The following is a 12,827-nucleotide window of genomic DNA, read 5'->3' on the forward strand; positions in this document are numbered from 1 at the left end:
GCACCTGTTCGCTCACGGAAGTCCCTCACCCCCCGCACCCGCACCGACCCGAGAAGGACCATGCGACGCCACAGCGCCCAGCTCTCCCACCACCCCGCCGTGCTGCCCTGGCTCGGCGCCAACTTCTGGTCGCGCACCGGCGGCCCCCTGATGTGGCGGGACTACGACCCAAGGACCGTACGCGAGGAACTACGGGTCCTGCGCGACCACGGCCTGACGATGACCCGGTCCTTCTTCTACTGGCCCGACTTCCACCCCGAGCCGCACCGGATCGACGAGTCGCTGTGCGCACACTTCCGGGACTTCCTGGACGCGCACCAGGAGTCCGGCATGGGCACGGTGCCCACGTTCATCGTCGGCCACATGTCCGGCGAGAACTGGGACCCGGCCTGGCGCGGCGGCCGGGACCTGTACGAGGACGTGTGGATGGTGGGCCGCCAGGCCTGGTTCGTGTCGCAGATGACCCGCCGCTTCAAGGACCATCCGGCGGTCACCGGCTGGCTGATCACCAACGAGATGCCCGGATACGGCCGGATCTACCAGGTGGACCCGCCGTCCTCCGGCGTGGTCACGGCGTGGGCCCAGGCGATGTGCAACGCGGTGCGCGCCGCGGGCGGCACCCAGCCGGTGTCGCTCGGGGACGGGGCTTGGGGCATCGAGGTGACCGGGAACGACAACGGCTTCTCGCTGCGCGAGACCGCCGAGTACGTCGACTTCGTCGGCCCGCACGTCTACCGCTCGGACACCGACCGGACCCGGCAGCACTACCGGGCCGCCTTCGAGTGCGAACTCGCCTCCGTCACCGGGCAGCCCGTCGTCCTGGAGGAGTTCGGACTGTCCACCGACACCGTCTCGGCGCGCAACGCCGGGATCTACTACCGGCAGACCCTGCACAACTCGCTGCTCGGCGGCGCCACCGGCTGGATCGCCTGGAACAACACCGACTACGACGACCTGTGGGACCGGTCCCCGTACGACCACCACCCCTTCGAGATGCACTTCGGGATCACCGACGGCACGGGCGCGCCGAAGGAGCCGCTGCGCGAACTCGCCGCCTTCGCCGAGGTGCTGCGCGAGGTCGACTTCGCCCGCTGCGCCCGGGCGGACGCCGACGCCGCGCTGGTGGTGCCGGCCTTCCTGGAGCGCGGCTACCCCTACAGCAGGCCCGCCGACCGGCCGCTCATCTTCACGTCCCTGCACCAGGGTTACGTCAGCGCGCGGGCCGCCGACCTGCCGGTGGCCCTGACCCGGGAGGCCGACGGGCTGCCCGGCGAGGCCGCGCTGTATCTGCTGCCGGCCACCCGCCAGCTCACCGCCCGCACCCGCCGGGAGCTGTGGCGCAGGGCCGAGGCGGGCGCCACCGTCTATCTGTCGTTCTGCTCGGGCGAGCACCCCGTCACCCGCGGCCCCTGGTTCGACGACCTGGACGGACTGTTCGGGGTGGAGCTTCAGTTGTCGTACGGCGTCGCCGAGCCGATCGAGGACGATGTGCTGGAGATGACGTTCACGGAGGACTTCGGCACCCTGCGCGCGGGCGAGGTGCTGCGCTTCCCGGTCGCGGGCAACGCGGACAGCCGCGCGTATCTGCCGGTGGTCCCCAAGGAGGGCCGAGTCGTCGCGGTCGACGGGCGGGGCCGTCCGGCGCTGCTGGTCAACGAGACCGGCGCGGGCCGTACGGTGCTCGCCACCTACCCGCTGGAGCACATGGCCGCCCGCACCCCGGGCGCCAACCCGGACCGGACGCACCGGTTGTACGCCGCGCTCGCGGAGGTCGCCGGGGCGCGCCGGCCGGTGACGGTGGACGATCCGCAGGTCGCGGCGGACCTGCTGGTGCACGCGGACGGCCGGCGCTTCGCGTGGCTGGTGAGCCAGTCGCCGCGGACGCTGCGGGTGACTCCGGTCAGCGACGGCACCCTGCATGTGCCGGCCTCGGGTGCGCCGGTCACCGAGGTCACGCTGGAGCCGTACGGCGTCGCGGTCCTGGAGTTGCGGTGAACGCGGCGCAGACGGACGCGGCCGGGCCGGGCGCCCGCTACCGGGATCCCGCGGCGCCGATACCGGAGCGGGTGCGTGATCTGCTGTCCCGGATGACGCTGACGGAGAAGGTCGGGCAGGTCAACCAGCGCATGTACGGCTGGCACGCCTATGAGCGCGACGACGGCGGGCACCGGCTGACCGAGGCGTTCACGGCGGAGGTCGCCGCCTTCGGCGGGATGGGCGCGCTGTACGGGTTGCAGCGGGCCGACGCCTGGTCCCAGGTCGGCTTCGGCTCGGGCATCGAGGCGGCGGACGGTGCCCGGGTCGGCGCCATGGTGCAGCGGTATGTGGTCGAGCACAGCAGGCTGGGCATTCCGGTGCTGCTGGTGGAGGAGATGCCGCACGGTCACCAGGCCCTGGACGGCACGGTGTTGCCGGTCAATCTGGCGGTCGGCGCGACCTGGGACCCGCGGCTGTACGCCGATGCCGCCGAGGCCGCCGCCGCAGAACTGCGGGCCCGTGGCGGGCATGTGGCCCTGGTGTCGGCGCTTGACCTGGTCCGCGACCCCCGTTGGGGGCGGGCCGAGGAGTGCTTCGGGGAGGACCCGTTTCTGGCGGCGCGGCTGACCGAGGCGCTGGTCGAGGGCGCGGACCGGGCCGGGGTCGCCGTCGTCCTGAAGCACTTCGCGGGCCAGGGCGCCACCGTCGGCGGGCGCAACAGCGCCGCCACCGAACTCGGCGTCCGCGAGCTGCACGAGATCCATCTCGCGGCGGCGCGGGCGGGCCTGCGGGCCGGGGCGGCCGGTGTGATGGCGGCCTACAACGAGTTCGACGGACTGCCGTGTGTCGCGAGCCGCGCCCTGCTGACGGGGCTGCTGCGAAAGCGGTGGGGTTTCGACGGCATCGTGATGGCGGACGGCGGCGCGGTGGACCGGCTGGTGCGGCTCACCGGCGATCCGGTGGCGGCGGGCGCGCTGGCCCTCGACGCGGGCTGCGACCTGAGCCTGTGGGACGGGTGTTTTCCCCGGCTCGGGGAGGCGGTCGAGCGGGGCCTTGTCGACGAGCGGACGCTGGACGCCGCCGTGGCCCGGGTGTTGACCCTGAAGTTCCGCCTGGGTCTCTTCGACCGGCCGCACACCCCCGCTGTGCCCCCTGACCGGGCCGGACCCGATCCGGTGGAGCTGAGCGAACGGGTGGCCCGCGCCTCGATCACCCTGCTGACACACGAGGGCGATGTGCTCCCGCTGTCCCCGGCGGTGTCCCGGATCGCGGTGCTGGGACCGAACGCCGACTCCGTCGCCCAGCAGATCGGCGACTACACCGCGCCGCAGCGTCCCGGCGTCGGCATCACCGTCCTGGACGGCATCCGCGCGGCGGCCGGCGACGCCGAGGTGGTGCACGCCCGGGGCTGCGACCTGGTGGGCGGGGATGTCTCCGGGGTGCCAGGGGCGGCCCGGCTCGCGGCCTCCTGCGATGCCGCCGTACTGGTCCTGGGCGGATCGAGCGCGCGCTCCGGGGACACCGTGTTCGACTCCAACGGGGCGGCGCTCGTGACCGCCGGGCCGCCGTCCCGGATGACCTGCGGGGAGGGCGTCGACCTGGCCGATCTGTCGCTGCCCGAGGGGCAGTCGGCGCTGTGGGAGGCGGTGGCGGCGACCGGCGTAGCGACGGTCGTGGTGCTCGTCCAGGGCCGTCCGCACGCCCTGCCGGCGCACCCGGGTACGGCGACGGCCGTGCTCAGCGCCTGGTATCCGGGGCCGTGGGGCGGGCGGGCCGTGGCCGACGTGCTGTTCGGCCGTGCCGAGCCGCGGGGCCGGCTCCCGGTCTCCGTCCCGCGCTCGGCGGCACACCTGCCCGTGTTCTACAACGGCAAGGACCACGGCTACCGCGGCTACGTCGACCAGCCCGCGAGCGCCGCCCATCCCTTCGGCCACGGCCTGTCGTACACCACGCTCGTGCACGAACCGCCCCGGCTGTCCCGCGACCGTGTGAGCGCGGACGACCCGAAGCTCGTCTGCCGGGTCACCGTCCGCAACACCGGCCGCCGTCCGGCGCGCGAGACGGTCCAGCTGTATGTGCGCCGGGTGTCGGGCGGCACGTCATGGCCGCGCATCCGGGAACTGCGCGGCTTCGTCCCGCTCGACCTGCCGCCGGGTGCGAGCGCGGAGGCCGTCTTCACCGTGGACGCCGGCACCCTGGCCTCGCTGGACCGGGACCTGGAGCAGGTCGTGGAGCCGGGTGAGGTCCTGCTGGAGACGGGTCCCTCGGCCGATCGCACCCAGGGGGCGCGACTGCGGATCGACGGGCCCGCGGGAAGGTTCCGGGCGAGGTGAACCCCGGGCCAAGATCGGGGAAACCTCCCGGCCGGACGGAACACTTCCGGACCGTCACGTTGTTGAGGCGCATGATCGATCACGCCACCAGGTGGTCGGAAGAGGAAAGAGAGATCCATGTTCCACCGCATCCTTGTCGCCGTCGACTCCAGCCCCGCCCGGCACGCCGTCGTCCGGCTCGCCGGTGACATGGCCCGGCTGACCGGTGCCAAGGTCAAGGTCCTGCATGTCGCCCCGTCCACGGCGACGCTCGCCGCGGTCGTCCCTCTGGAGGACGACACGGAGGCCAAGGCCGTTCTCGACGAGGCCGTCCGCGCCCTGCGCGACGCGGACGTCGACGCCGAGGGCGCCCTCGCCGAGGGACTGACCACCCAGATCGCCGCGACCATCGCCGCCACCGCCGAGGAGTTTCAGGCGGACCTCCTGGTGCTCAGCCCGCACCACCGCGGTTCGCTCGAAGCCCTGTTCAACCCCCGGGTCAGCGACGCCGTCGCGCACATCAGCCACGCGGCGATCCTCCTCGTGCCCGAGGCCGCCGAGGGCGCCGGCGTCGACAAGGGCTGACGCGAGCGGGGCCGTGCGGGCCGGGCCGGTGACTGGGCCCGGCCCGCACGGCCGTCGCCACCGGCCCGCACGCCCTGGGCGGCGCCCTGTGGGGCGAACTCGGCACGGCCGCCGGTGCGCGGGTGCCCGGATGACGCTCCCGTGCCCGCCTCCCGACGCCCGCCCCAGCATCCGGTCGGCGCCGCCCCCGCATCCGGTCGGCGCGCGTCGCCGGTTCCGCGTACGGACGTAGATGTCCGGCGACGGACGCCCGGCGGCCCGGCCCGCGGACAAGGAGCGAGCGAGCGGGAGCCGAAGCGTGTGTCAGGTGGCCGTAGGCTCCCGGGTCCTGGGTGGTGCGATCCGGCCGCGGCGCGCGGCAACGCGCGAGTGCCGCAACGCGCGAGTGCCGCAACGCGCGAATGCGGCCGAAACCGCCGAGCCATGCGGCGGACGGCTCGGCGGTCCGCTCGAAGGTCACCGTGTCCACCGCGATCAGGGCCCCGGTCCTGCGCGATCGATCTGTGTTCCCGCGCCGCCGGGGGCCGCCCCGCACCGCGGGCCCGCCCCCTGACTACAGTCGCCGCATGCCGCGTTTCGCCCACGACCTGCCCTTCGACCCCGCCCACGGCCACACGCCGGAGGCCCTGCTCGCGGTGCCCGCGCCGCCCGCCCCGCCCGGCTTCGACGACTTCTGGCGCTCCCGCCGGGCAGCCGCGCGACGGATCGACCCGCGGCCCCGGGTGGGCGCCTTCGTCGAGGAACGCGACGGAGTGCGGGTGCACGAGGTGACCTACGCGTCCACCGGTGGCCGCTGCGGCGGCTGGCTTGCCCTGCCCGCCGACGGCCGGCCCGCCCGCCACGGTTTCGTCATCGGACACGGCTACGGCGGACGCGACACGGCCGGCTCCGCCCTGCCGCTGCCCCTGCCCGGTTCCGCCGCGATCCTGCCCTGCGTGACCGGGATGCCGACGCGCGGCCTCCGGGCGGACGTCCCCGCGCACTCCGCCGAGCACGTACTGCACGGCATCGGCTCACGGGACACATATGTGCTGGGCGACTGCGTCGCCGACCTGTGGTGCGCGGCGAGCGCGCTGCTGGAACTCGTACCGGAACTCGACGGGCGGGGCCTCGGCTATCTCGGCGAGAGCTTCGGAGGCGGCCTCGGCGCCCTGGCGCTGCCCTGGGACGAACGGTTCGCCGCCGCGCTGCTCACGGTGCCGACGTTCGGCAACCATCCGCTGCGGCTCACCCTGCCCAGCACCGGAAGCGGTGAGTCGGTGCGCGGGTACGCGCGCGAGCACCCGGAGGTCGTGGACGTCCTCGCGTACTACGACGCGGCCACGGCGGCGACCCGGCTGCGCATTCCGGTGCTGGCCGCGTGCGCCCTGTTCGATCCGGCGGTGCCGCCGCCGGGCCAGTTCGCCGTGCACAACGCACTCGCCGGACCGCACACCCTGCACCTCCTCGACGCCGGCCACTTCGCGCACCCCGGCGAGGCCGAGGAACGCCGACGCCTGCGGGCGGCCAAGGACACCTTCTTCGCCCGCCACCTGAAGTGACGGCCGCCGTACGAGATGCCGGTCCCGGACCGGGGGTGACGCCCCCTCGACCGCGGTACGGGCGTCACCCGGGGCGCGAGCGGCGGGTGTCCGTCCGGTGTCACCGGGCCGGTGTGCCCGGAAAGCACACCACACAGCCCCCGCTGCCCAGGCGGCCCCGTGTCACCGGGCCGGTGTCCCCGGCCGAGCGCCGACCCCTCGCGGGACGGCCGCACCCACCGCACAGCACACCGCGCAGGCCCACCCGCGGGCCGGCGGCCGGTTGCCCGGTCTCACCCGGCCTGTACGCACAGCCGAGCGCCGGCCCCTCGCCGGACGCCCAGCGCCCACCGGAAAGCGCACCGTTGAGCCCCCGCTTCCCGGCGGCCGTGTCACCGGGCCGGTGTGCCCGGTCGGGCGTCGCAGCCGCAGCTTTCGCGGCGGGTCACCGTGACGGGGAGCATCAGTGAGACCGGGTCGCCCGACTGCGCCCCGGTCAGCCGCCGCACCAGGAGTTCGACGGCCTCCTCGCCCATGCGGACCGTGGGCTGGCGCACCGTGGTGAGCGCGGGACGTACCAGGCGGCTGAGCGGAATGCCGTCGAAGCCGGTCACCACCACGTCGCCGGGCACCGCGAGGCCCCGGCGTTCCAGGGCGGACAGGGCGCCGACGGCCATCTGGTCGTTGGCGAAGACGAACGCCTCGGGACGCTCGCCGGCCCGCTCGCACAGCGCGTCGGCGGCGCGCGCGCCCTGCGCCCGGGTCATCATCCCGACGCGCAGCGCCGGTTCGGCGGCCACGGCCACACCCGCCTCACGGCAGGCCCGCCGGAACCCCCGGAAGCGGGCCTCGACGTCCGGGGACTGTTCCGTGGTGCCCACGTAGGCCAGGCGCCGCAGCCCGTGGTCCTCGATGAGATGCCGGGTCAGCTCCCACTGGCCCTCCTCGTTGGCCACCTCGATGTGGTCGAGGTGGTCAAGCGCGTCACCGCCCTCGCGCGGCCCCGCCAGCATCACCACCGGCCGGCGGCGGGAGATGACCTCCAGTTCCTCCGTCGGCACCGTGCGGGCCGTCACGGCGAACCCGTCCACCCGCCCGGCCACCTTCGCGACCAGGCTCTCCGGGCCGCCCTGGAGGGAGGCGGCGATCAGCAGGGCGTAGCCGTGCCGCCGCGCCGCCCGCTCCATGCCGCGGATGATCTGGTCGGAGTAGAGGGTCGTGGCGTCGTCGTCATCCGCGTCCGTCGGGGCGGCGTCGGGATCCGCGTAGTCCGGGAAGCACAGGCCGAGGACTCCGGTGGAGCGGCTGGCGAGTCCGCGGGCGCTGCCGCTGGGCACGTAGCCGAGTTCGCGGGCCACGGCGAGGACCCGTTCCCGGGTGCTCGCCCGCACCGAGCCGGGGGTGCGGTAGACGCGCGAGACCGTGGCGATCGACACCCCGGAACGTTCGGCGACGTCGTACACCGTGGGGGTGGTGTTCATGATGCGGGCCCCGTACGTCTGTGTGTATGCACCTCGATGAAAGCGCATTCACCCTAGGCGGCCGGGCCCCCCGAAGCAACCCCGCCCCGGAACCGGCACCCGGCGTGGGCGCGAGGCCCGACGTGTGCGGTCTCGGGGTGCTCCGGGTGACGCGGTAAATCGGCTGAACGTCCGGGAGGCTCGTGCTTGCATGGGTGTCATGGTGTCCGCCGATCGTCTGCTCGCCTTCGCGGCGATGTCGTTCCTGCTGATCGTCGTGCCCGGGCCCAGCGTGCTGTTCGTGGTCGGGCGGGCGCTGGCGCACGGGCGGCGGGCCGCGCTGACCACGGTCGTGGGGAACACGCTCGGCGCCTGTGTGCTCGTCGTCGCCGTGGCGCTGGGGATCGGGACGGTCGTGGAGCGCTCCGTGCTGGTCTTCACGGCGCTGAAGCTCGCGGGCGCCGCGTACCTCGTGCATCTCGGTGTCAGGGCCTGGCGGCAACGCGGGTCGCTCAAGGCGGCGTTCGCCACGGACGAGTCGCACCGGGGAGGTCTGCGCACACTGTGGGAGGGGTTCGCGGTGGGCGTGGCCAACCCCAAGACCATCGTGTTCTTCGCGGCCGTGCTGCCGCAGTTCGTCGCTCCCGACCGGGGTCATGTGCCGGCCCAGATGCTGCTGCTCGGGCTGGTCTTCAACGCCATCGCCATCGTCTCGGACAGTGTGTGGGGACTGGCCGCGGCCACGGCCCGGGGCTGGTTCGCACGTTCTCCGCGACGGCTCTCGCTGGTCGGCGGCGCCGGCGGGCTCGCGATGATCGGCCTCGGCGTGACCGTCGCCGCCACGGGCCGCACGGACTGACCGCGGCCTCGGCGGTGCGGGCGGGCGTGATCGTCGTGAGCGTTCGGGGCGTCGACAACGGCGGCCGGGCACGGATGGTTCCGTGACATCTCTCACATCGGCTCCGGGAATTGACCGGGCCGGGTAGTAGACACCTCTCCGGGGACATTCTGGATTTGTCCGTCTTGATCCCCCTGTGCGTACCGCCGGGAGCGAGCGCCCGCCGCACGGTCGGCACATTCTCCTCGCTCTTTGCAGCAAACAGATTCTGACGAGGTGACAGAGGACCGCACCGGTACCGGGGCCGGGCCTGCACGCTCGTACTTCGCTGACAAGGGGCACACGGGCCTACGAGGCGGGATCGTACTAGAGCCCTTTGCGCTGCAAATGAAGCCTTCCTGAGAATCGACGCGCACGGCCTCGCCGCGGTCGACGGGCGGGGTCTTCGCAGCCGGCACACCGCACCAGGAGCGCTCGGCGACTACCGAGTGAGGTCACGCATGGGGAACCACCGCAAGAAGAATCATCACCGGCGCATACTCGTCGCCGCCCTCGCCGTGGGCGTCGTGGGCGTCCCGTCCGCCGCCCTGGCGGCCTGCACGGACTGGCAGGGACCGGGCGGCGGCGGACAGCAGCAGCTCAGCGGCGCGGCGGGCGCCGCGACGACAGGCGGCTGGAACGACACCGGCCGGCGTCAGGACGGGAACCGCGGCGCGGACCGGCAGTGGATTCCCGGCGGGGGCGGCGCCCCGGCGGCGCCGGACGCCCCGCCCGCCGCGGCGGACTCGCCGCAGACCGGTGCGCCCGAGGCCGCCACCCCGCCGTGGTGGGCACACCGGCACCCGGGTCACCGGGACGGGAGGGGCACCACGCCCGGCGCCCCGGCGCCGAGCAACCCGGCGCCCGCGCCCAGTACGGCGGCGCCCAGCGCGCCGGCGGAGGCGCCCGCGCCCGACACGGCGGCGCCCAGCGCGCCCGCCGAGGCGCCCGACACCTCCGCGGCCCCGCAGGCCCCGAGCGCTCCGGCGGCCACCGGGACCGCGTCCGAAGCCGCCACCCGCATCCTCGAACTCGTCAACGACGAACGCGGCAAGGCGGGTTGCTCGGCGCTGACCCTGAACGACACGCTGACCAAGGCCGCGCAGGCGCACAGCGAGGACATGGCGGCCCACCGGAACATGTCGCACTCGGGGTCCGACGGGTCCATGCCGGGCGACCGGATCACGAAGGCCGGCTACACCTGGAGCGCCTACGGCGAGAACGTCGCCTACGGCTACTCCGGTCCCGAACAGGTCATGGCGGCCTGGATGTCCAGCCCCGGTCACAAGGCCAACATCCTCAACTGCTCGTTCAAGGAGATCGGCGTCGGACTCGCGCAGCCCGGCGACTACTGGACCCAGGACTTCGGGGCCGCCCGGTAACCGGCGAACGGCCCACGGCCCGGCTGCGAGCGGCGCACGACCCGCCTGCGGGTGGCCGATGCCATGGTGTCGGGGCGCCACGGCATCGGCCACCCGCCCCGGGCACCGGCTTGTCATGACTCTTGCCGCCAGTTGATCGGACCTCTAGGTTCCGAGGCATGCCTCCAGAGCCGCAGCCCATCTCCCGCCGAACTACCTTGAGGGCGGGCGCCGTTGCAGCGGGAGGCGCCGCTTTGGGCCTGCCGGCTCCCGGATCGGCCGAAGCCGCCGCCCATCAGCCATCGGATGTATCGACGGCCGAGGCCCGGCCGGCCCAGCGCTGTGTGCTGTGGTACGCGGCGCCTGCCACGGACTGGGAACGCGAGGCGCTGCCCATCGGCAACGGCGCGCTGGGCGCCATGGTGTTCGGCACCGTCGCCTCCGAACGCCTCCAGTTCAACGAGAAGACGCTGTGGACGGGCGGCCCCGGCTCCGCGCAGGGCTACGACCACGGCGACTGGCGCACCCCGCGCCCCGGCGCCGTCGAGGCGGTCCAGGACGATCTGGACCAAGTGCGGCGGCTCGCGCCGGAGGCCGTCGCGGACCGGCTCGGTCAGCCGCGCGTCGGCTTCGGCGCCTACCAGACCTTCGGCGACCTGCGTCTGGACCTCGCCGACCCAGCCACGGTGGACGGCTACCGCCGCGCGCTCGATCTGGACGACGCCGTGGCGACGGTCGCCTATACCGCCCAAGGGGTGCGCAGACACCGGGAGTTCTTCGCCTCGTACCCGGACGGTGTGATCGTGGGCCGGCTCTGCGCGGACCGGCCCGGCCTGGTGTCCTGCACGCTGCGCTACTCCTCGCCGCGCACGGACTTCACCGCCACCGCGGCCGGCGGGCGGCTCACCGTACGCGGCACGCTCGCGGACAACGGGCTGCGCTTCGAGGCCCAGGTCCAGGTCCACACCACCGGCGGAACCGTGACATGCGGCGCCGACGGCACGATCACCGTCGCCCGAGCGGACAGCGCCTGGTTCGTGCTCGCGGCCGGCACGGACTACGCCGACAGCCACCCCGACCACCGCGGCGCGGACCCGCACACCGCCGTCACCGCCGCCGTGGACCGGGCGAGCGGGCACACCTACGAGGCGTTGAAGGCCCGGCACACCGCCGACCACCGCGCGCTCTTCGGCCGGGTGACGCTCGACATCGGCCAGTCGTCCACGGCGGACGTCCCCACCGACCGGCTGCTCGCCGCGTACACCGGCGGCACGAGCCCCGCGGACCGCGCCCTGGAAGCACTGTTCTTCCAGTACGGCCGCTATCTGCTGATCGCGTCCTCGCGGCCCGGCTCGCTGCCCGCCAACCTCCAGGGCGTGTGGAACCAGAGCACCACGCCGCCCTGGTCGGCCGACTACCACGTCAACATCAACCTGCAGATGAACTACTGGCTCGCCGAGACCGCCCACCTCCCCGAGACGACCGCTCCCTACCACCGCTTCGTGGAGTCCCTGCGCGCCCCCGGGCGGCACACCGCCCGCGAGATGTTCGCCTCGGCCGGCTGGGTCGTGCACAACGAGACCAACCCGTACGGTTTCACCGGCGTCCACGACTGGGCCACCTCCTTCTGGTTTCCTGAGGCGGCGGCCTGGCTCACCCAACAGCTCTACGAGCACTACCGGTTCGGCGGGTCCACGGAGTACCTGCGCGGCACGGCGTACCCGGTGATGAAGGAGGCCGCCGAGTTCTGGCTGGCCAATCTGCGCACCGACCCGCGGGACGGCAGGCTCGTGGTCACCCCCAGCTACTCGCCCGAGCACGGCGACTTCACGGCGGGGGCGGCCATGTCGCAGCAGATCGTGTACGACCTGTTCACCAACACCCTGGAGGCGGCCCGCGTCCTCGGCGACTCCCCTGCCTTCCGCCGGCGGGTCGAGCAGGCCCTGGCCGATCTCGATCCGGGTCTGCGCCTCGGGTCCTGGGGCCAGTTGCAGGAGTGGAAGGAGGACCTGGACGACCCCGCCGACGACCACCGGCATGTCTCGCACCTGTTCGCGCTGCACCCCGGCCGGCAGATCCGACCCGGCAGTGCCTGGGCCGACGCCGCCGAGGTGTCCCTGGCCGCGCGCGGCGACGGGGGGACCGGCTGGTCCAAGGCGTGGAAGATCAATTTCTGGGCCCGGCTGCGGGACGGCGACCATGCGCACCGGATGCTCGGCGAGCAGCTCAAGTCGTCCACGCTGCCCAATCTCTGGGACAGCCATCCGCCGTTCCAGATCGACGGCAACTTCGGTGCGAGCGCGGGGGTGGTGGAGATGCTGCTGCAGAGCCAGCACGGCGTCGTGGAGATCCTGCCCGCGCTGCCCGCTGCCTGGCCGGACGGCTCGGTGCGCGGGCTGCGGGCCCGTGGCGGCGCCGTCGTCGACATCGACTGGGCGGACGGGAAGGCCACGTATGTGGGGCTCACCGCGACGAGGGCGCGTGCGCTGACCTTGCGGAGTGGGTTGGTGGAGCGGGGGGAGATTACGTTCGAGGCGGTGGCCGGGGGGCGGTACGTCTGGTGCTGACCTCGGTCCTGTCAGCCTGCGCCCGCTGTTGCCTGGGCGGGGCCTGGCATCGCGTCGTCGGCCTTCTGCGGCACCGTCGTGGCTGAGCGCGCCGTTCCCCGCGCCCCCTCAGGGCGCCTGACCCCGCCGTGGGCGATTCGGGGACCGGCACACCAGGGGCGGACAGCG

Annotated in this window: 8 protein-coding genes; 7 read left to right on the top strand and 1 reads right to left on the bottom strand. The window is 73.8% G+C overall.

The window, feature by feature from the left end:
• Positions 1-60: 60 nt before the first annotated feature.
• The 4 genes from AC27LF_RS06665 to AC27LF_RS06680 all read left to right on the top strand — a co-directional run bounded on the left by AC27LF_RS06665 (position 61) and on the right by AC27LF_RS06680 (position 6,415).
• Positions 61-1,995 (top strand): glycoside hydrolase 5 family protein, encoded by a 1,935-nt coding sequence (locus AC27LF_RS06665; RefSeq protein ID WP_479663520.1) that lies wholly within the window; start codon positions 61-63, stop codon positions 1,993-1,995.
• Positions 1,992-4,310, top strand: a complete 2,319-nt coding sequence (locus tag AC27LF_RS06670; RefSeq protein ID WP_479663519.1) for a glycoside hydrolase family 3 N-terminal domain-containing protein — start codon at positions 1,992-1,994, stop codon at positions 4,308-4,310. Before AC27LF_RS06665 ends, AC27LF_RS06670 begins: the two co-directional genes overlap by 4 nt.
• A gap of 117 nt (positions 4,311-4,427) precedes the next feature.
• Entirely contained in the window at positions 4,428-4,874 is a 447-nt protein-coding gene (locus AC27LF_RS06675; protein ID WP_479663518.1) for a universal stress protein, read from the top strand.
• Positions 4,875-5,440: 566 nt separating this feature from the next.
• Positions 5,441-6,415, top strand: a complete 975-nt coding sequence (locus tag AC27LF_RS06680) for an acetylxylan esterase (RefSeq protein WP_479663517.1) — start codon at positions 5,441-5,443, stop codon at positions 6,413-6,415.
• A gap of 371 nt (positions 6,416-6,786) precedes the next feature.
• Here the strand turns inward: AC27LF_RS06680 and AC27LF_RS06685 are convergent, their stop codons facing one another.
• Entirely contained in the window at positions 6,787-7,875 is a 1,089-nt protein-coding gene (locus AC27LF_RS06685) for a LacI family DNA-binding transcriptional regulator (RefSeq protein WP_479663516.1), read from the bottom strand.
• Between the two features lie 199 nt (positions 7,876-8,074).
• Between AC27LF_RS06685 and AC27LF_RS06690 the strand changes: the two genes are divergently transcribed.
• The 3 genes from AC27LF_RS06690 to AC27LF_RS06700 all read left to right on the top strand — a co-directional run bounded on the left by AC27LF_RS06690 (position 8,075) and on the right by AC27LF_RS06700 (position 12,659).
• Positions 8,075-8,713 carry a LysE family translocator gene (locus AC27LF_RS06690; protein ID WP_479663515.1) on the top strand — a complete coding sequence of 213 codons (639 nt, stop codon included), beginning with the start codon at positions 8,075-8,077 and terminating at the stop codon, positions 8,711-8,713.
• A 479-nt stretch (positions 8,714-9,192) separates the two neighbouring features.
• Positions 9,193-10,113, top strand: a complete 921-nt coding sequence (locus tag AC27LF_RS06695; RefSeq protein ID WP_487227783.1) for a CAP domain-containing protein — start codon at positions 9,193-9,195, stop codon at positions 10,111-10,113.
• 323 nt (positions 10,114-10,436) lie between these two features.
• On the top strand, positions 10,437-12,659 hold the full coding sequence (locus tag AC27LF_RS06700) for a glycoside hydrolase family 95 protein (RefSeq protein WP_479665123.1): 2,223 nt from the start codon (positions 10,437-10,439) through the stop codon (positions 12,657-12,659).
• Positions 12,660-12,827 lie beyond the last annotated feature (168 nt).

The organism is Streptomyces diversicolor (genome assembly GCF_057537855.1).

Coding starts and splice junctions, on each gene's coding strand:
- AC27LF_RS06680 (WP_479663517.1), top strand. CDS start 5,441: ATGCCGCGTTTCGCCCACGACCTGCCCTTCGACCCCGCCCACGGCCAC.
- AC27LF_RS06690 (WP_479663515.1), top strand. CDS start 8,075: ATGGTGTCCGCCGATCGTCTGCTCGCCTTCGCGGCGATGTCGTTCCTG.
- AC27LF_RS06665 (WP_479663520.1), top strand. CDS start 61: ATGCGACGCCACAGCGCCCAGCTCTCCCACCACCCCGCCGTGCTGCCC.
- AC27LF_RS06675 (WP_479663518.1), top strand. CDS start 4,428: ATGTTCCACCGCATCCTTGTCGCCGTCGACTCCAGCCCCGCCCGGCAC.
- AC27LF_RS06685 (WP_479663516.1), bottom strand. CDS start 7,875: ATGAACACCACCCCCACGGTGTACGACGTCGCCGAACGTTCCGGGGTG.
- AC27LF_RS06695 (WP_487227783.1), top strand. CDS start 9,193: ATGGGGAACCACCGCAAGAAGAATCATCACCGGCGCATACTCGTCGCC.